Annotated in this window: 19 protein-coding genes and 1 pseudogene; 13 read left to right on the top strand and 7 right to left on the bottom strand. The window is 70.0% G+C overall.

Annotated features, from left to right (window positions below):
* The 3 genes from ABD289_RS16620 (at window position 1) to ABD289_RS16610 (ending at window position 2,455) form a co-directional block, all read left to right on the top strand.
* The gene (locus ABD289_RS16620) at window positions 1-981 is read left to right on the top strand and encodes a VWA domain-containing protein (RefSeq protein ID WP_344133636.1); all 981 of its coding nucleotides are present in this window, start codon (window positions 1-3) and stop codon (window positions 979-981) included.
* Window positions 982-1,106: 125 nt separating this feature from the next.
* A complete protein-coding gene (locus ABD289_RS16615) occupies window positions 1,107-1,697 on the top strand; it encodes a class I SAM-dependent methyltransferase (RefSeq protein ID WP_344133018.1) in 591 nt (196 codons plus the stop codon).
* A 35-nt stretch (window positions 1,698-1,732) separates the two neighbouring features.
* Window positions 1,733-2,455, top strand: coding sequence for an MgtC/SapB family protein (locus tag ABD289_RS16610; RefSeq protein WP_344133015.1), 723 nt, complete (start codon window positions 1,733-1,735; stop codon window positions 2,453-2,455).
* A 57-nt stretch (window positions 2,456-2,512) separates the two neighbouring features.
* Here the strand turns inward: ABD289_RS16610 and trxA are convergent, their stop codons facing one another.
* Window positions 2,513-2,890 (bottom strand): thioredoxin, encoded by a 378-nt coding sequence (trxA, locus tag ABD289_RS16605; protein WP_344133012.1) that lies wholly within the window; start codon window positions 2,888-2,890, stop codon window positions 2,513-2,515.
* 284 nt (window positions 2,891-3,174) lie between these two features.
* Here trxA and fabG point away from each other — a divergent pair, with 284 nt between their 5' ends.
* Together fabG and fabI are read left to right on the top strand one after the other, a co-directional pair.
* Window positions 3,175-3,879, top strand: a complete 705-nt coding sequence (fabG, locus tag ABD289_RS16600; RefSeq protein WP_344133009.1) for a 3-oxoacyl-ACP reductase FabG — start codon at window positions 3,175-3,177, stop codon at window positions 3,877-3,879.
* Window positions 3,880-3,981: 102 nt separating this feature from the next.
* Window positions 3,982-4,749, top strand: coding sequence for an enoyl-ACP reductase FabI (fabI, locus tag ABD289_RS16595; RefSeq protein ID WP_344133006.1), 768 nt, complete (start codon window positions 3,982-3,984; stop codon window positions 4,747-4,749).
* 131 nt (window positions 4,750-4,880) lie between these two features.
* Here fabI and ABD289_RS16590 read toward each other — a convergent pair whose 3' ends face one another.
* Entirely contained in the window at window positions 4,881-5,309 is a 429-nt protein-coding gene (locus ABD289_RS16590; RefSeq protein WP_344133003.1) for a pyridoxamine 5'-phosphate oxidase family protein, read from the bottom strand.
* Between the two features lie 80 nt (window positions 5,310-5,389).
* Between ABD289_RS16590 and ABD289_RS16585 the strand changes: the two genes are divergently transcribed.
* Both ABD289_RS16585 and ABD289_RS16580 read left to right on the top strand, forming a co-directional pair.
* A complete protein-coding gene (locus ABD289_RS16585) occupies window positions 5,390-6,331 on the top strand; it encodes an AraC family transcriptional regulator (RefSeq protein ID WP_344133000.1) in 942 nt (313 codons plus the stop codon).
* A gap of 68 nt (window positions 6,332-6,399) precedes the next feature.
* Window positions 6,400-7,428, top strand: coding sequence for a ferrochelatase (locus ABD289_RS16580; protein ID WP_344132997.1), 1,029 nt, complete (start codon window positions 6,400-6,402; stop codon window positions 7,426-7,428).
* Window positions 7,429-7,476: 48 nt separating this feature from the next.
* Here ABD289_RS16580 and ABD289_RS16575 read toward each other — a convergent pair whose 3' ends face one another.
* Complete coding sequence (locus ABD289_RS16575) at window positions 7,477-8,271, bottom strand: hypothetical protein (protein WP_344132994.1); 795 nt, start codon at window positions 8,269-8,271, stop codon at window positions 7,477-7,479.
* Window positions 8,272-8,407: 136 nt separating this feature from the next.
* Between ABD289_RS16575 and ABD289_RS16570 the strand changes: the two genes are divergently transcribed.
* From ABD289_RS16570 to ABD289_RS16560, 3 genes are all read left to right on the top strand, one after another.
* Window positions 8,408-9,214, top strand: coding sequence for a DUF3097 domain-containing protein (locus ABD289_RS16570; protein WP_344132991.1), 807 nt, complete (start codon window positions 8,408-8,410; stop codon window positions 9,212-9,214).
* Between the two features lie 75 nt (window positions 9,215-9,289).
* Window positions 9,290-9,721 carry an NfeD family protein gene (locus ABD289_RS16565; protein ID WP_344132988.1) on the top strand — a complete coding sequence of 144 codons (432 nt, stop codon included), beginning with the start codon at window positions 9,290-9,292 and terminating at the stop codon, window positions 9,719-9,721.
* Between the two features lie 20 nt (window positions 9,722-9,741).
* The gene (locus ABD289_RS16560; protein WP_344133633.1) at window positions 9,742-10,884 is read left to right on the top strand and encodes an SPFH domain-containing protein; all 1,143 of its coding nucleotides are present in this window, start codon (window positions 9,742-9,744) and stop codon (window positions 10,882-10,884) included.
* A 65-nt stretch (window positions 10,885-10,949) separates the two neighbouring features.
* Here the strand turns inward: ABD289_RS16560 and ABD289_RS16555 are convergent.
* Both ABD289_RS16555 and ABD289_RS16550 read right to left on the bottom strand, forming a co-directional pair.
* Window positions 10,950-11,252: pseudogene (locus tag ABD289_RS16555) on the bottom strand (PAS domain S-box protein); the annotation flags it as partial.
* Between the two features lie 196 nt (window positions 11,253-11,448).
* Window positions 11,449-12,135, bottom strand: coding sequence for a GntR family transcriptional regulator (locus tag ABD289_RS16550; protein ID WP_344132985.1), 687 nt, complete (start codon window positions 12,133-12,135; stop codon window positions 11,449-11,451).
* A 125-nt stretch (window positions 12,136-12,260) separates the two neighbouring features.
* Between ABD289_RS16550 and ABD289_RS16545 the strand changes: the two genes are divergently transcribed.
* Window positions 12,261-13,532, top strand: coding sequence for an MFS transporter (locus ABD289_RS16545; protein ID WP_344132981.1), 1,272 nt, complete (start codon window positions 12,261-12,263; stop codon window positions 13,530-13,532).
* A gap of 48 nt (window positions 13,533-13,580) precedes the next feature.
* Here ABD289_RS16545 and ABD289_RS16540 read toward each other — a convergent pair whose 3' ends face one another.
* Together ABD289_RS16540 and ABD289_RS16535 are read right to left on the bottom strand one after the other, a co-directional pair.
* On the bottom strand, window positions 13,581-14,990 hold the full coding sequence (locus ABD289_RS16540; RefSeq protein ID WP_344132978.1) for an amidase: 1,410 nt from the start codon (window positions 14,988-14,990) through the stop codon (window positions 13,581-13,583).
* 33 nt (window positions 14,991-15,023) lie between these two features.
* Window positions 15,024-15,995: a D-2-hydroxyacid dehydrogenase gene (locus ABD289_RS16535; RefSeq protein ID WP_344132975.1), complete on the bottom strand. Its 972-nt coding sequence runs from the start codon at window positions 15,993-15,995 to the stop codon at window positions 15,024-15,026.
* Window positions 15,996-16,172: 177 nt separating this feature from the next.
* Between ABD289_RS16535 and ABD289_RS16530 the strand changes: the two genes are divergently transcribed.
* A complete protein-coding gene (locus tag ABD289_RS16530; protein WP_344132972.1) occupies window positions 16,173-16,667 on the top strand; it encodes a DUF3830 family protein in 495 nt (164 codons plus the stop codon).
* A gap of 77 nt (window positions 16,668-16,744) precedes the next feature.
* Window positions 16,745-17,503, top strand: a complete 759-nt coding sequence (locus tag ABD289_RS16525; protein ID WP_344132970.1) for a maleate cis-trans isomerase family protein — start codon at window positions 16,745-16,747, stop codon at window positions 17,501-17,503.
* Window positions 17,504-17,623: the final 120 nt, after the last annotated feature.

Genomic DNA, 17,623 nt, shown 5'->3' with positions numbered 1-17,623 from the left:
TTGAGCCTGTCGGGATTCGCCTCGCCGTGGTGGTTCCTGCTGCTGGTGGTCGTCGCCGCTCTGGTGGGCGGGTACGTGTGGACGATGCGCCGCAGGCGCCGCGACGCGCTGCGGTTCTCCAACATGGCGGTGCTCGACCGGGTCGCCGCCCGCAGGCAGGGGTGGTGGAAGCACACCCCGCCGGCGTTGCTGGGCGTGGCGCTGATCCTGCTGACGGTGGCGCTGTCCGGGCCGACCGCCGAGCAGCGCATCCCGCGCAACCGCGCGACCGTGATGCTCACGATGGACGTCTCGCTGTCGATGAAGGCCCGCGACGTCGATCCGAACCGGCTGGCGGCGGCGAAGATGGCGGCCAAGGAGTTCGCCGACAAGCTCACGCCGGGCATCAACCTGGGGCTGGTGTCGTTCGCGGGGACCGCCACCGTGCTGGTCATGCCGACCACCGACCGGACCAGCGTGAAGCGCGCGATCGACTCGTTGAAGCTGGCCGAGGCCACCGCCACCGGTGACGGCATCAACGCCTCGATGCAGGCCATCGACTCGTTCGGCAAGATGGTCGGCGGTCCCTCCGGTCCGCCGCCCGCGCGGGTGGTGCTGATGGCCGACGGCGGGCAGACCATCCCGCGCGAGATGGACGCCCCGCGCGGGGCGTACACCAAGGCCGAGGAAGCCAAGAAGGCCGGTATTCCGATCTCGACGATCTCCTTCGGCACCGAGCACGGCAGCATCGAGATCGAGGGCGAGCAGGAGTGGGTCGAGGTCGACGACGAGGCGATGCAGGAGATCGCCCGGCTCTCCGGCGGTGAGTTCCACAAGGCCTCCAGCGCGCAGCAGCTGCGTTCGGTCTACGAGACCCTCGGCGAGCAGATCGGCTACGAGACCAAGCACACAGACGCCAGCAGGCCGTGGCTGGTGCTCGGTACGCTCGCCGCGATCATCGCGGCCGGGATCTCGTTGTTCGCCGGTCGCAGACTGCCTTGAGAGGTGTTTCGGTTTGCGCGGCGTCGCGGGTGTCCTCGCCCGGCGACGTTTGTGTGCCGCAGCTGAGACAAGCGGCCCCGCCGCGGGCTGAGATCCCCCACATTCCTCGACCGACGGGAGCGCCGGTGGCCACGGCAGGGCACTTCTTGTGGGAATTCGTCAAAGCACCGACCACGACCGCTGCGCTGGGCCCGAGCTCGCGAGCGCTGGCCGAGCGGATGGCGGCTCCGATCCCGCTGCGCGGTGATCCGGTGGTGGTCGAGCTCGGTCCGGGCACCGGCGCGTTCACCGAGGTGATTCAGGAACGTCTCGCCGGGCGCGGCAGGCATCTGGCGCTGGAGCTCAACGAGGGGTGGGCAGCGGATCTCGGCAGGCGGTTCGGGAACGTCGAGTCGGTCTGCGCCGACGCGCGGGCGATGCCGGAGGTGTTGGCCGACCGGGGTTTGTGCGCGGACGTGGTGGTCAGCGGGTTGCCGTGGGCGGCGCACGCTCCGGTGGACGGGGTGCCGCTGATGCGGGTGATCGCCGAGTCGTTGCGGCCGGACGGTGCGTTCGCGCAGTTCGGCTACACCTGGACCAGCTGGGCTCCACCCGCCCGCAGGCAGCGCGCCGACATGCGCGCGGAGTTCGAGGAGACCGTGGTCAGTCGCACGGTGTGGGGCAATCTGCCGCCCGCCGTGGCCTACCTGGCTCGGCGCCCGCGACGGCGGGAGTAGCAGCGATCGGTGCTCCGGTGCGTTACGTTGCTGGGATGCCGGACACCGTGACGGGTGGGCTCGACGAGGTTCCGCTGCTCGTCGAGCTTGGCGTGGCGCTGCTGCTCTCCAGCGCGATCGGGCTGGAGCGCGAGATCCGGGCGAAGAGCGCGGGGATGCGCACGCACGCGCTGGTGGGCGTCGGTGCGGCGCTGTTCATGCTGGTGTCGAAGTACGGGTTCGGCGATCTGGTGGGCACCGAGCAGGTGTCGCTGGATCCCTCGCGGGTGGCCGCGCAGATCGTCTCCGGCATCGGGTTCATCGGTGGTGGATTGATCTTCGTGCGGCGTGACGCGGTGCGCGGGCTGACCACGGCCGCCTCGGTGTGGGTGGTCGCCGCGGTCGGGATGGCCGGCGGTGGCGGGCTGATCGTGCTGGCCGCGGCCACGACCGGTGTGCACTTCCTGGTGGCGCTGGGGTATCCGCCGCTGTTGCGGCTGCTGCGCCGTTCGATGCGCGAGCCGCAGGTGATGCGCATCGGCTACCTGGACGGCTACGGGGTGCTGCGCAGCGTGCTGACGCTGTGCACCAGCCGGGGGTGGACGGTGCAGGACCTGCAGGTCGAGCGCGAGGACACCGACGACGGGGACCAGCGCACCGCGGTGGTGGCCTTGCAGCTGCGCGGCAAGGCGCCGGTGTCGCGGCTGGTCGGTGAGGTCGGTGATCTTCCCGGGGTGTTGCACGCCGCTGCGGGCGATTCGGCCGAGACGGGTTTCTAGCCGCGCCGGGCCCCGGGGTTGCCGGGTCCTCCGGGTGGGGAGGACCCGGCCGGAGGGTCACTCTCCTTCGGGTGCCGCGTTGGGAGACTCGGCATCCTTCTTGACCTCCTCCATGTCCAGGCCGCGGGCCTGGCCGATGAGGTCTTCGAAGGTGTTCTCCGGCAGCGCGCCCGCCTGCTGGAAGACCAGCACCTTCTCGCGCACGATCGCCAGGGTCGGGATCGACTGGACCTCGAAGGCGCCGGCCAGCTCGGGCTGGGCGTCCACGTCGATCTTGGCGAAGGTGATGTCGGTGTGGGTCTCCGACCCCTGCTCGAAGACCGGCGCGAACTGCTTGCACGGGCCGCACCAGTCCGCCCAGAAGTCGATGATGACGAAGTCGTCCTCGCCGACGACCTCGTCGAAGTTGTCCTTGGTCAGCTCGACCGTGGCCATGATGTGTCCCTTTCGTGGTGGGCGGTACCCGGGCAACGCGCGGCCTCGTCCCGCGCATTCCTTTATCCCGTGTCGGGTGGGCCACGGTAGTTGTCGCCGGTGCGGCGGTGGGCACCACGGGTGGGGTGCGCGTGTCGGTGTTGATCATTGATATGGGCGGTGCGTGCTGTAGGCGCGCCACCACGCTGGCCCCGATTTTCTGTATGGAGGCGATGAGCGGTGATCGGCGCTGAACGGATAATGTCGCGGCCGAACCGAATCTCGCGTCGAAGGGGAGATCCACAGTGGCACGGTCCGTACTGGTGACCGGCGGTAATCGCGGCATCGGATTGGCCATCGCGCGGGCCTTCGAGGCCGCCGGTGACAAGGTCGCGGTCACGCATCGCGGATCGGGTGCCCCGGAGGGGCTGTTCGGCGTGCAGTGCGATGTCACCGACCCGGATCAGGTCAACGCCGCCTTCGACGAGGTCGAGGCCGCGCACGGCAAGGTCGAGGTGCTGGTGGCCAACGCGGGCATCACCGACGACACGCTGCTGCTGCGGATGAGCGAGGAGCAGTTCGGCCGCGTGATCGACGCGAACCTCGCCGGTTCCTACCGGGTGGCCAAGCGCGCGGCCACGGGAATGCTGCGCAATCGCTTCGGCCGGATCATCTTCATCTCCTCGGTCGTGGGCCTGTCGGGTGGTCCCGGGCAGGTCAACTACGCGGCCAGCAAGGCGGGACTGGTGGGCATGTCCCGCTCGATCGCTCGCGAGCTGGGGTCGCGCAAGATCACCGCGAATGTGGTGGCACCGGGCTATGTCACCACCGACATGACCGATGCGCTGCCGGAGGACCGCAAGAAGGAGATCCTCGGGCAGATCCCGGCGGGGCGGCTCGGCGAGACCGAGGACATCGCCAACGCGGTGCGGTTCCTCGCCTCCGACGAGGCCGGCTACATCAACGGTGCGGTCATCCCGGTCGACGGCGGCATGGGCATGGGTCACTGAGGACCGTCCGACCGGGACGGCACGACTTCCGGCACGGCGCTGGTGCCGGGCGCAGGCGGACGCGGTGGCGTCCGCGAACAACGCGTTAGCGGAGGATTTTTCGTGAGCGGATTGCTCGAAGGCAAGCGGATTCTGATCACCGGCGTGATCACGGACGCCTCGATCGCGTTCCACGCCGCCAGGGCGGCGCAGGAGCAGGGGGCCGAGGTGGTCCTGACCGGGTTCGGTCGGCTGAGCCTGGTGGAGCGCATCGCCTCGCGGCTGCCCAAGCCGGCCCCGGTGGTCGAGCTCGACGTGACCAACGCCGAGCACCTCGACAGCCTCGCCGAGCGGGTGCGCGAGCACGTGGGCGGTCTCGACGGCGTGCTGCACTCCATCGGGTACGCCCCGCCGTCCTGCTTGGGCGGGGACTTCCTGGAGGCGCCGTGGGAGGACGTGTCCTCGGCGGTGGAGATCTCGGCGTACTCGCTGAAGTCGCTGTCGACGGCCACGCTGCCGCTGCTGTCCGAGGGCGCCTCGATCGTGGGGATGGACTTCGACGCCCGCGTGGCCTGGCCGGCCTACGACTGGATGGGCGTGGCCAAGGCCGCCCTGGAGTCCACGAACCGGTACTTGGCTCGCGAGCTGGGGCCGAAGGGCGTGCGGGTGAACCTGGTCTCGGCGGGTCCGGTGCGCACCATGGCCGCCAAGTCCATTCCGGGCTTCTCCGAGCTGGAGGCCGGCTGGGGCGATCGGGCTCCGCTGGGCTGGGACGTCAACGATCCGACGCCGGTGGCCAAGTCCATCTGCGCGGTGCTGTCGGACTGGCTGCCCAAGACGACCGGATCGATGATCATGGTCGATGGTGGGGTGCACTCGCTCGGGATCTGATCTGCCGCGCACGCATCGCGGGGCGCTCGTCACCGGCGGGCGCCCCGCGATGCGTTGCGGGCGGGGCGTGGCGGTGAGCTGGCGGTCTTGCGGAGCTGCCGTCCGGCCGCCGCGCCTGCCGTGCGCGACGGTTAGAACGTGAAACGCCGCACGGTCTCCGGGTGCAGGACGATCCGCACCCAGTCGTCCTCGAGGATCGCGGCGAGCTCGGCGGCTCGTGTCGGGTCGTCGAGATCCCAGTAGCGGGCGGCGAGCCGGGCGGCGAGATCGTGCGCACCGTCGGTTTCCACTGTGGTGCGCCCGGCGACCGAGATCCAGCCCTCGCGTTCGGAGGCCGGTGTCGCCACGACGATCGAGGCGCGGGCATCGCGCCGCAGGCGCCGGATCTTGACGGTGTCCGGCCCGGTGAAGATCTGGATCTCGCCGTCGGCGGTGGCCTCGAACCACACGGGCCGAGGCTGCGGTGGTTGCGGTCCTGCGGCCGTGGTCAGGAAACCGTGCAGCGGGCGAGCGAGGAATGCGAGGTCGTCGGCGCTGAGCCGATCGGTGGCGGTGCTCATGCCCCGATGCAACACCGGATTTCCGGACGCTTCCATAGGCGAGACCCGCCGATGCCTGCGCGAGCGTCTAATCTGGTCGGGTGGATGCCTTCGGTGACCTCTTTCGCGGGGTGCGGGCGCAGGGCTCCCTGTTCGGCAGCTCGACGCTGTCGGCGCCCTGGGCGCTGCGGTTCGTCGACGGCGCGCCCCTGACGTTGTGCGCCGTGCTCGCGGGTGGCGGGTGGATCGTGCCCGAGGGGCGCGAGCCCGAACCGCTGGACGCCGGCGACACGATCATCGTCTGCGGCCCGGGGACGTTCGCCTTCGTCGACCGGCCCGGCACCGAGGCCGAACCGCTCGACTGCGGCGAGCACTGCGCCAGACCCGAGCAGGGCGGAACGCGGCACCGGCTGGGTTGGCACGATCCGGGCGAGCCCACCGCACGAGACGCGACGACACTGCTCACCGGCGCCTACCCGGTGCGCGGCGAGATCAACCGGAGTCTGCTCGACGCCTTGCCGCCGGTGCTGCGCGTGGACTCCGGTGGCAAGGGCGATCCCGTGCTGGAGCACCTGGCCGCCGAGATCGCCGACGATGTTCCCGGTCAGCAGGTGGTGCTCGACCGCTTGTTGGACTGGCTGCTGGTGTGCTCGATCCGCGACTGGTTCGACCGGCCCGGCAGCAGGCCACCGGCCTGGTACGCCGCTCAGCGCGACCCGGTCGTCGGAGAGGCCCTGGGGCTGCTGCACGCCGATCCCGCGGTGACCTGGAGCGTCTCGGGGCTGGCCCGGTGCACCGGTGTCTCGCGCGCCACGCTGGCCAAGCGGTTCACCGATCTGGTCGGCCAACCGCCGCTGACCTATCTGGCCGAGTGGCGGATGACTCTGGCCGCCGACCTGCTCGTCGAGGATCCGGCAGCAACCCTCGGCGAGGTCGCCCGCGCGGTGGGCTACGCCGACGCGTTCGGGTTCAGCGCTGCGTTCAAGCGCATCCGGGGCGTCAGTCCCCGCGAACACCGCCGCGTGGCGGTCCCCGGGGCGTGAAACGACGTGGTTCACGCCTGAGACCCCCTGGTTGAGCGTGGGTGAGCACGCGGCGCGATGATGGTCCGGTGAGCTTTGATGCGTTGCTGTTCCTGTCGTTCGGTGGGCCCGAGGGCCCGGAGGATGTGCGGCCGTTCCTGGAGAACGTGACCCGCGGGCGGGGCGTTCCGCCGGAACGCCTGGACGAGGTCGCCGAGCACTACCTGCATTTCGGTGGCGTCTCACCGATCAATCGCCTCAATGAGGACATCATGGCGGCGTTGCGGTCCGAACTGGACGCCCAGGGACGCCGGTTGCCGGTCTACTTCGGCAACCGCAACTGGCACCCGCTGATCGAGGACACCGTCTCCGCGATGGCCGAGGACGGCGTGCGGCGAGCGCTGGTGTTCGCCACGTCGGCCTGGGGCGGCTACTCCGGGTGCAAGCAGTACCACGAGGACATCGCCCGGGCGCGTGAGACGGTGGGGGAGTCGGCGCCGGAGCTGGTCAAGCTGCGGCAGTTCTTCGACCACCCGCTGTTCGTCGAGGCCAACGCCGACGCGGTGCGCGAGGCCCTGTCCGGGCTCGGTGAGCAGGCCGAGCAGGCCAGGCTGGTCTTCACCGCGCACTCCGTCCCGCTGCGGGCCGATGAGCAGGCGGGCCCGGACGGGGCGGGCCAGTGGTACTCCCGCCAGGTCGCCGAAGCCGCCCGGCTGGTCGCCGAGCGGGTCGGTGTCGAGGCCTACGACGTCGTCTGGCAGTCCCGATCCGGCCCGCCGCAGGTCCCGTGGCTCGAGCCCGACATCGTCGACCATCTCGACGAGCTGCACGCGAAGGGCGTGCCCGCGGTCGTGGTGAGTCCCATCGGGTTCGTCTCGGACCACCTCGAGGTCATCTGGGACCTGGACAACGAGGCCGAGGACAAGGCGGCCGAACTGGGCATGAACTTTGCGCGCGCGGCCACCGCGGGAACCGACCCACGGTTCGCGAAGATGATCGTCGAGCTGATCGCCGAGCACACCGACGGGGCCGAGTCGCGCGAGCTCTCCGAGCTGCCCGCGGCGGGTTCGACGGTCAACGGGCGGCCCTGCGCGCAGGGCTGCTGCACCCGCGCATGACAAGAGCGGGGTCCCGACCGAGCCGGTCGGGACCCCGCTCTTGTCATGTCAGGACTGGGCGGCTCGTTCGGCCAGGACTCGGACCATCTCGGCCACCGAGGCGCGGCGAGCGGCTCGCACGGAGTCGAACAGGGGCTTGAGCGCCTCGGTGCGGGCGCGCATGGCCGAGGCCGACAGCGCGCCGCCGGGGGAGTCCTCGGTGGCGACCGTCAGGATCGCTTCGACCTCGGCGGCGCGCTGCAGGATGCGCAGCGTGCGCTGAGGGATGTCGGCGGGCCAGTCCAGTTCCGGGCGGGCGGCGACGGCGTTGGCGATCTCCTCGCGCACCCCGGGGCGCTGCTTGGCCACGCCGAGGTCGACCAGCGCGGTGGCGGCTTCGCGCATGGCCGAGGACATGCCGTGCTCGGCCTCGCCGATGGGCAGGTGTTCGGCGGGCGGCAGTTCGCCGAGGCCGTAGACGGTCCAGCGCAGGATGCCTTCGGCGATCTTCTCCGGGACCAGCCCCAGCTGCGCGTCGGCCAGCACGGCGGCCTCTCCGACGCGCAGCGCGTGCTTGGAGAACTCGCCGGCTCCGCCGAGCCCGCGCACGTCACCGGCGACCGGCAGGACGAGTTCGCCCCCGGTGGCGCCGGCCTTGCGCAGCGCTCCCAGCAGCAGCGCCGGGCCCGCGGGCGTCTCGTCCGGGCCGGGCAGGTCGACGCGTGCGGCGCTTTCCTCGTCGGCGGCGCGGATTTCCTGGACTTCGCCCCAGGTCTGCAGGGCGTCTAGCACGTCGTCGGAGGCGGCCGCACCGTGCAGCCAGGCGGACGCCCAGACGACCATAGTGGCGCTTGGCATTGGCACGTCGGAAAAGGGTACGTATCAGGATGGGCCGATGCTGCCAGGGGTGGCGGTGGTGTGATCTGCGCATCGAGCGGGGAGGTCCGGGCTCGGCGCGCCTTCCCCGCGACGCCGCACGATCGGATTACGCTGCGTTCTCGTGCGTTCGGTTGACTACGGCGCGGACATCCTTTCGGGGAAGCGCCGCAAGAAGGTTCCGGAAATCCCCGCTGAGCAGGACCTGGTGGTCGAGGACGCCGCCAGCGGGTTCTGCGGCGCGGTCGTGCGGGTCGACAAGGACAACGTCGTGCTGGAGGACCGGCACGGCAGGCAGCGGGTGTTCCCGATGCGTCCGGCGGCGTTCCTGTTCGAGGGCAAGCCCGCCACGCTGGTGCCGGCGCGCACCCGCACCGAACCCGCCGCGAGCCGCTCGGCCTCGGGCTCGGTGCGCGTGGAGGGGTTGCGCGCCCGCACCGCCCGGGGGAGCCGCATCTGGGTGGAGGGCCTGCACGACGCGGAGCTCGTCGAGCGCATCTGGGGCCACGATCTGCGGGTGGAGGGCGTGGTGGTCGAGCCGCTGCACGGCGTCGACGACCTGCCGGGGCTGCTCTCGGAGTTCGGGCCGCGTCCGGGCAGGCGCGTGGGGGTGCTGGTGGACCACCTGGTGCCGGGCAGCAAGGAATCTCGTCTCGTCGAGAGCATCGGCGACGAGCACGTGCTGGTCACCGGGCATCCCTTCGTCGACATCTGGCAGGCGGTGAAGCCCTCGGCCGTGGGCATCGAGGCCTGGCCGGAGGTCCCGCGCGGCGAGGAGTGGAAGCAGGGCGTGTGCGATCGGCTCGGCTGGGGCGAACCGCGCGATGGCTGGCGCCGGGTGCTCTCGGGGGCGACGAGTTTCCGGGATGTCGAGACGCCGTTGCTGTCCGCGGTGGAGCAGCTCATCGACTTCGTGACCGCCGAGGTGTGACCCGTGTGCATCACGCCTTGATCACATGGCGTGAGTTGGGCTACGAGCTGGGCTTTTCTCTGGGACCATGGTGGTATGACTCCCGCGCTGCTGTGGCTGATCGCCGGGGTGCTGCTGGTCGGCGCCGAGGTTCTTTCCGGGGACTTCGTGCTGGTCATGCTGGGCGCCGCGGCTCTGGGAGCGGCCGGAAGCGCAGCACTGGGCGCACCGCTGGCTCTCGAGGTCGCGGTGTTCGCGGTGCTGTCGATGGGACTGATCTTCCTGGCGCGCCCGGCGCTGAAGAGCCGGATGCAGGGCGCGCGCGAGCTCAAGACCAATGCGGACGCCCTGGTGGGCAAGCACGTCCGCGTGGAGGCTCAGGTGGACGCCGACGGGGGGCAGGTTCGCATCGACGGCCAGTTGTGGTCGGCGCGGGCGTTGGACGAGACCCAGGTGATCGAGGTCGGCCGCACCGTCACGGTCATGGAGATCGACGGTGCCACCGCTGTGGTGTGGGCCGAACCGTGAGGAGATGAGGCGTTGTGGCAATGACGGAACTGGTCGTACTGGTGGTGGTGGTCCTGCTGGTGCTGATCATCGCCTCGAAGTCGGTGATGGTGGTGCCGCAGGCCCAGTCGGCGGTGATCGAACGTCTGGGCAAGTTCCGGTCGGTGGCCAATCCGGGGCTGAACTTCCTGCTGCCGTTCTTCGACAAGTCGCGCGCCAAGATCGACCTCCGCGAGCGCGCGGTGTCCTTCCCGCCGCAGCCGGTGATCACCCAGGACAACCTGACGGTCTCGATCGACACGGTGGTCTACTTCCAGGTCACCGACGCGAAGTCGGCGGTCTACGAGATCGAGAACTACATAGTGGCGGTCGAGCAGCTCACCACCACCACGCTGCGCAACGTGGTCGGCTCGATGAGCCTGGAGGAGACCTTGACCTCCCGCGACTCGATCAACACGCAGCTGCGTGGAGTGCTGGACTCCGAGACCGGCCGGTGGGGCATCCGGGTCGCGCGGGTGGAGCTCAAGGCGATCGACCCACCGCCGTCGATCCAGGACTCGATGGAAAAGCAGATGCGCGCCGATCGCGAGAAGCGCGCGATGATCCTCAACGCCGAAGGCGAGCGGGAGTCGGCGATCAAGACGGCCGAGGGCAACAAGCAGGCCGCGATTCTGGCCGCGGAGGGCAACAAGCAGGCGGCGATCCTCAACGCCGAGGCCGATCGGCAGTCCAGCATCCTGCGCTCGCAGGGTGAGCGCGCCAGCAAGTACCTGGAGGCGCAGGGTCAGGCCAAGGCGATCGAGAAGGTCTTCGCCGCGGTCAAGCGCGCCAAGCCCACTCCGGAGCTGCTGGCCTACCAGTACCTGCAGACCCTGCCGGAGATGGCGCAGGGCGATGCCAACAAGGTCTGGATGGTGCCCAGCGACTTCGGCAAGTCGCTGGAGGGCTTCGCCAGGATGCTCGGTGCGCCGGGCGAGGACGGGGTCTTCCGCTACGAGCCGCCGGAGGAGGAGGTTTCCGGGCCGCCCGCCGAGGAGGAAGAGGAGGCGGTGCAGTCCTGGTTCGACACCTCCACGCCGCCGGAGGTCGCCGAGGCCGTGCGCGCCGCGGAGGCGGTGGCCCGCAAGGAGGTCCCGAGCGCCGCGCGGCTGGGCAACAACTTGCCGAACACGCCTCCCGAATAGCACCGGAGGACCGTGCGAAAAAGCGGGGTGAAGATCTCCGCGTCGACGGCGGGGGAGAAGGTGGCCACGGCACCGATGGCGGTGCCGTGCGGATCGCGCAGCAGCCGGAACATGCCGGGGAAGACCCGGGTGGTGCCGTCGCGGCAGTGCACGGGCAGGTGGATCGGGTTGCCTTCCAGGTTGGCATGGCCTGCTTCCACAGCTCCGTAGAAGCCCTTCCAGTGCGGCTCCTGCAGGTCTGCCGGCACGATGAGGTCGAGCGAGCAGCCGATGGCCTCGCTCGACGGATGGCCGAAGAGCTCTTCGGCGCCCGGATCGAAAGCGATGATCTTGCCAGCTGGGTCGGCGATCACGATCGCCGAGGTCATCGGTGCGTTCTCGGTCATGGGCGTCAGCTTGCGTTGGTCGAGTCGATCACGCCGCGCGAGAGGTGCCCGTTACGCGCATTTTGACCCAAACGGGTTGCGACGGGAATCTTTCATTTATTGTCATGATGACTTCAGTGCTGGCCGAAATAAATGCTTCGCATCGCGCCACCCTGCAACGGCTGCGGGAAAACCAGCACTAGAGGTCGGAGGAGGCTGCCAGGTAGGGGCCGCCATCGACGCCGAGAGCGCGGACGGTGCCCAGCAGGTGCTCGCGCAGGCGCTGCTTGGCCAGGTCGGGGTCGGCATCGCGGAGGGCTTCGGCGACCTGGGTGTGCTGGTGGCTGATGCGCGGGCGCGCGGTGTGCGTGCGGGCCGTGGCGGTGATGCGCAGCTGCCGGTCGCGCAGCGCGTTGTAGAGGTCGGTGACGACGGGGTTTCCCGCCGCGGCGACCAGCGCGGCGTGGAAGGCGCGGTCGGTCTCGTGCATCTCGGCGTCGCTGAGCTCGCCGGCGTCGCAGGCGGGGTGGGCGACGAGCTGCTCGCCGATCGCGGTCATGGCCTCCGGCCCGTCGATGGCGAGCTTGTCGATCGCGAAGCTCTCCAGCGCCAGGCGCGCTTCGACCACGGCGCGGGCTTCGGTGGCGGTCACCGGCACGACCAGGGCGCCGCGCTTGGGGTAGAGCTTGAGGAAGCCTTCCGACTGCAGCCGCAGGAAGGCCTCGCGGACCGGGGTGCGCGACATGCGCAGGGCGCCGGCCACGTCGCCTTCGCTGAGCAGCTCGCCGTCGGGAAAGGTGCCGTCGAGCAGGCCCGCTTTGACGTGGTTGTACGCGCGGTCGGCGGCGGGCGGCTCGGGCGTGGTCTCAGGTGTTGCGCTCGACACGCGGACATAGTACTTCCCGCCCTCTTGTATCTAAGATGGATACAAGAAATTCGATCGTTGTGTTCCCGACCGCCCAATGGCGGTGCCGGTCTGCGGAATCAGGTCTTTGTTCAAGGAGGGCTCTCGTGTCCGCGACGGCGACCGCCGATCCACCCGCCCAGACACCCGGCAAGCAACTCGGCTCGACGCGAACGGCCTGGCTGGTCTGGGGCATCGGCGCGCTGTGCTACTGCGCGGCGCTGTTCCACCGCGCCAGCCTCGGCATCGCCGCACCGCAGGCCCTGGAGCGCTTCCACGCCGGTCCGGCGATCTTGGCGGTGTTCTCGGCACTGCAGCTGGGCGTCTACCTGGCGTTGCAGGTGCCCGCCGGGCTGCTGGCCGACCGGCTCGGTCCGCGCAAGGTCGTCACCGGCGGCATGGTCGCGCTCGCGGTGGGCTCGCTGGTGTTCGCGCTGAGCACCTCGGTGGCCGGCGGTATCGCCGGGCGGATGCTCATCGGCTTCGGCGACGCGTTCATGTTCACCAACGTGCTGCGGCTGGCCGCGCACTGGTTCCCGCCGCACCGCTACGGCAAGGTGGCCGCGCTGACCGGGCTGGCCGGTGGCCTGGGCCAGGTCGTGTCCACGCTGCCGCTGGGGCTGGCGCTGCACGGCATCGGCTGGATGCCGACGTTCCTCGGCGCGGCGGGCCTGACCGGGTTGTTGGCGATCGTGGCCGCGGTGGTCATCCGCAACGGTCCCGTTCGCCTCGGCGAGCACTCGAGCTCGGCGCCGCGGGAGCGGATCGCCCAGGCCCTGCGCGCGGTGGTCGCCGAGCGCGGCACCAAGCACGCGTTCTGGACGCACTTCGTGCTCATGGCGCAGTTCGTGGCGATCACGACGTTGTGGGGTGGCCCGTGGCTGGGAGCGGCGCAGGGCCACGGTGAGTCCGAGACCGGGTGGCTGCTGCTGATCAGCGTGCTGGGGTTCCTGGCGGGTTCGTGGTTCGCGGGCCAGTACATCTCGGGGCTGCCGCGGCGTCGTGATCGCTACACGCTGGGGTTGTCGTGCGTGGTGGCGCTGGTGTGGGCGGTGCTGGTCGGCTGGCCGGGGGTGCTGCCGACGTCGTTGCTGATCGTGGCGTTGCTGGTCGTCGGCGTCGGGGGTGGTGCCGCGATGCTGGCTTTCGACGCGGCGCGGATGTCCAATGCCGAGCACCGCTCGGGCACGGCCACGGGTGTGGTCAACATGGGTGGCTTCACGGCGGCGGTGCTGATTCAGCTGCTCGTCGGCGGCGTGCTGGAGCTGGTCTCCGCGTTGCCGCCGGTGACGGGCTACCGGTGGGCGTTCCTGCCGGTGCTGGTGCTGCTGGTGGTGGGCACCGGCTCGCAGTGGTGGCTGGGCCGCAGGCTGCGCTGAGGCCCGGCGGGTGGGCCCCGGGCGTTGTTCCGGGGGCCCACCGGTGGGTCAGTGCTGGGGTGTGGTCGTGCGCTGCCAGGGGTGGGCTTGCTCGTAGGCGTGCGCGGCGCGCAGCGCGGTGGCGTCGTCGTGGCGCGCGGCGACCAGTTGCAGTCCGATGGGCAGGCCGTCCTCGGTGTGGCCGCAGGGGATGCTGGTGGCGGGTTGCTGGGTCATGTTGAACGGGTAGGTGAACGGGGTCCAGCTGGTCCAGCGCGGGGTGGGTGCTGTGGCGGGGGCTTCGGCGCCTGCTTCGAACGGCGGGATCGGGACGGTGGGGGTCAGCAGCAGGTCGTAGGTCTGGTGGAAGTGCGCCATGCGCTGACCGAGCTTCATGCGGGTGTTGGTGGCCTCGAGGTAGTCCTGGGCGGAGTAGGTGAGGCCTTCGCGGCAGATCTCGGCCAGTCCCGGGTCCATGAGTTCGCGCTGGGCGTCGGTGAGGTGTTCGGTGGCCTTGGCCGCGCCTGCGAACCAGAGGACGTGGAAGTCCTGCACCGGGTCGGTGAAGCCGGGGTCGGCCTGCTCGACGGTGGCGCCGAGGTCTTCGAAGGCGTGCGCTGCGGCGGTGACCGCGCGTTCGATCTGCGGGTCGAGGTGGGTGCCGAAGCCGAGGTCGGTGCTCAGCGCGATGCGCAGTCCGGCTGCTCCGCCGTCGAGCGAGTGGGAGAACGGGGTGTTCGGGGCGGGCAGGACCGACCAGTCGCGCGGGTCGGGTTGGGCGAGCACGTCGAGCATGAGGGCGGTGTCGGCGATGCTGGTGGTCATCGGTCCGGCGTGCGAGAGGGTGCCGAACGGGCTGGCCGGGTAGAGGGGGATGCGGCCGTAGGTGGGTTTGATGGTCGCCACGCCGCAGAAGGAGGCGGGGATGCGCACGGAGCCGCCGCCGTCGGTTCCCAGTGCCAGTGGGCCCATGCCGGTGGCGACGGCGGCTGATCCGCCGCCGGAGGAGCCGCCTGCGGTGCGCGCGGGATCCCAGGGGTTGCGGGTGATTCCTTCGCGGGGGCTGTCGGTGACGCCTTTCCAGGCCAGCTCGGGGGTGGTGGTCTTGCCGAGCAGGATCGCGTTGTCGGCGCGCAGCAGGGCGGTTGCCGGTGCGTCTTCCTGCCAGGGCTGGTCGGCGTCGATGGTGTGCGAGCCGCGGAGGGTGGGCCATCCTCGGGTGTAGAAAATGTCCTTGATCGAGGTGGGGATGCCGTCGAGGCGGCCTTGGGGTTGGCCGTGGGCCCAGCGGGTTTCGGAGGCGCGGGCGGCTTCGAGGGCGCGTTCGCCGTCGACGAGGCAGTAGGCGTTGATGGCCGAGTCGTGGTCGGCGATGCGTTGCAGGGTTGCTTCGGTGGCCTCCACCGGTGAGAGGGTGCCCGCGGCGTAGGCCGCGAGGAGTTCGGTGGCGGTCAGTTCGGCGGGTTGGGTGTTGGCCAACGTGTTCTCCTGTCTCGCCGGTGCGCGGGTTGGCTATACGGGGGTGGAGACGTAGCCGCGTTGCTTGTCCACGATGTTGACGAGTTCTTCGTTTCGCACGTAGGCGCGCAGGTTGGTCAGGAACAGGTCGACGAGTTCGTCGGTCCAGCCGGTGGTGTCGCCGGACATGTGCGGGGAGATCAGCACGTTGGGCATGTCCCAGAGCGGTGAGGTGTGCGGGAGCGGTTCGGATTCGAAGACGTCGAGGGCGGCTCCGGCGAGGTGTTCGGCGCGGAGGGCTTCGACGAGGTCGTCTTGCACGACGAGTTCGCCGCGGCCGACGTTGATCAGGCGTGCGGTGGGGCGGCAGGCGGCGAGGACGTCGGCGTTGATGAGGCCTTCGGTTTGCGGGGTGCGGGGTGCGGCGAGGACGACGTAGTCGAACTCGCCGATGATGTCGGTGAGGTGGTCGGTGGTGTGCACGTCGCCGAAGTCGGGGTCGTCGGTGCGCGGTCGGCGGCCTGCGCCGGTGACGTGCAGTCCGGCGGCGGTGAGCTGGCTCGCGATGGCGCGGCCGATGGGTCCGGTTCCGATGACGAGGGCGGTTTTGCCTTCGATGCGTTCGGTGACGCGGTGTTGCCAGGTTCTGCGGTCTTGCAGCCGCAGGGTGGTGTGCAGGTCTTTGGCGAAGGTCAGCACGGTGGCCAGCACGTATTCGGCCATGGGTTGGTCGAAGACGCCGCGGGAGTTGGTCAGGGTGACAGCGGAGTCGCGGAGTTCGTCGAAGATGAGGCGGTCGACGCCGGCGCTGGCGGAGTGGATCCAGGTGAGCTTGTCGGCGGCGGGCCAGGCGGTGGTGATCGCTTCGGAGCGGAAGGCCCACACGAAAAGGGCGTCGGCGCCGGGGATTTGGTGCGGGAGTTGTTCGCCGGTGGCGTAGCGCAGGTTGGCGTGTTCGGCGATGCGGGCCATCTCCGCGGGTGGGGTGCCGTCGTGGAGCACGACGATGGTGGGGGTGTTGGCCATGCGGGTGACCTTAGGTCGTGGGTGGGCGCGGTGATCGGCGGCCACGCCGTTGGTGGGCGTGTTTGTGCTGCTGAGTACGCGTTCCGGAAGGTTGTTGACACGCTAGAAAGCGGTCGTAGGATTGTCAACAATCCTACGGATCTTGCTGGTTCGGTGTGTCTGCGAAAGGGACGTGTGATGGCCCGGTATCTGTCGATCGCGCTGGAGAAGCGGGGCGTGTCGTGCGTGGCGGAGTTGCTCGACGACGATGCGCCGCGCACCTGCGAGGCGGTGTGGAACGCGTTGCCGCAGGTGGGGCCGGTGCAGCACGCGAAGTACGCGCGCAACGAGGTCTACACGATGGTCTCGCGGTTCGCCGAGGAGGAGCCGGGTCAGGAGAACCCCACGGTGACGCCGATTCCGGGTGATGTCGTGTACTTCTCGTTTCCGGGCGGGATGCTCGATCGCGAGTTCAAGCGGGACAAGGGCGTCGAGGCGTTGCCGGGCGTGATCGATCTGGCGATCTTCTACGGGCGCAACAACCTGTTGATCAACGGTGATGTCGGCTGGGTTCCGGGCAACGTGTACGCCTCCATCGTGGAGGGTTTGGCGCCGATGGCCGAGGCGTGTCACGACGTGTGGCGTTCGGGAAGCGTCGGGGAGACGTTGCGCTACGAGCGGCTGGACAGGTGAGCGGGCCGGAGCGCGGTGCGCCGGGGGCGGTTCCGGGCCCGCAGGTGTGCGCGGAGGCGGCACGAGGAGGTGTGGAGATGGTTTCGGAGTTCGCGGGGGCGCTGGGCGGTCCGGCGTTGCAGCGGGGGATCGGTGTGATCGCTCCCTACGATCTGGCGCTGGATCGCGAGTTGTGGCGGTGGACTCCGCCGGAGGTCTCGCTGCATCTCACGCGCACGCCGTTCGTGCCGGTGCCGGTCACCACCGAGCAGGCCGGTCTGATCTCGGACGAGGCGATGGTGCAGGGCGTCACGCGCGATCTGCTGGTGCCGGGGCCGGAGGTGGTGGCCTACGCGTGCACTTCGGGCAGTTTCGTGGCCGGTGCCGCGGGTGAGCGCGCGCTGGTGGAGGTGATGTTGGCGGCGGGGGCGCCCGCGGCGGTGACCACCTCGGGGGCGCTGGTGCGGGCGTTGCTGGCGCTGCGCATGAGCCGGGTCGCCGTGGCCACCCCGTACGTGGTGGAGATGACCTCGTTGCTGGAGGTCTTCCTCGGTGAGCACGGGGTGGAGGTCATCACCAGCGTCGGGCTGGGGTTGCCGGGGGAGATCTGGAAGGTGCCCTATCGGCGGGTGGTGGAGATGGTGCGCGCGGCCGATCACCCGGAGGCCGAGGCGGTGTTCGTCTCGTGCACGAATCTGCCGACCTACGACATCATCGGTCCGCTCGAGCAGGAGTTGTGCAAGCCGGTGCTGACGGCGAATCAGGTGACGATCTGGGCGGCGTTGCAGGCGATGGGGTTGAGCGCGGTTTCGGAGGGGCAGTCGTTGGGTGGTCTCGCCGATGCCCCGGCCGCGTGAGGGCCGGTAAAGATGGCATTACGTCGGGATGGGCGCCGTCCGGCGGTGCGATAACATTGTCAACAATCGACACCAGGAGTCCGTGGTCAGTGGTGGCTTCGACGTCGGTGGATTGGAGCG

Origin of the sequence: Saccharopolyspora halophila, from assembly GCF_039531955.1 — a bacterium.
Taxonomy (GTDB): domain Bacteria; phylum Actinomycetota; class Actinomycetes; order Mycobacteriales; family Pseudonocardiaceae; genus Saccharopolyspora; species Saccharopolyspora halophila.
Note: the sequence above shows the minus strand (reverse complement) of the source record. Positions and strands in the feature narration are given on the sequence as shown.

Coding starts and splice junctions, on each gene's coding strand:
- ABD289_RS16610 (WP_344133015.1), top strand. CDS start 1,733: ATGCCGGACACCGTGACGGGTGGGCTCGACGAGGTTCCGCTGCTCGTC.
- trxA (WP_344133012.1), bottom strand. CDS start 2,890: ATGGCCACGGTCGAGCTGACCAAGGACAACTTCGACGAGGTCGTCGGC.
- ABD289_RS16590 (WP_344133003.1), bottom strand. CDS start 5,309: ATGAGCACCGCCACCGATCGGCTCAGCGCCGACGACCTCGCATTCCTC.
- ABD289_RS16565 (WP_344132988.1), top strand. CDS start 9,290: ATGACTCCCGCGCTGCTGTGGCTGATCGCCGGGGTGCTGCTGGTCGGC.
- ABD289_RS16560 (WP_344133633.1), top strand. CDS start 9,742: ATGACGGAACTGGTCGTACTGGTGGTGGTGGTCCTGCTGGTGCTGATC.
- ABD289_RS16535 (WP_344132975.1), bottom strand. CDS start 15,995: ATGGCCAACACCCCCACCATCGTCGTGCTCCACGACGGCACCCCACCC.
- ABD289_RS16530 (WP_344132972.1), top strand. CDS start 16,173: ATGGCCCGGTATCTGTCGATCGCGCTGGAGAAGCGGGGCGTGTCGTGC.
- ABD289_RS16525 (WP_344132970.1), top strand. CDS start 16,745: ATGGTTTCGGAGTTCGCGGGGGCGCTGGGCGGTCCGGCGTTGCAGCGG.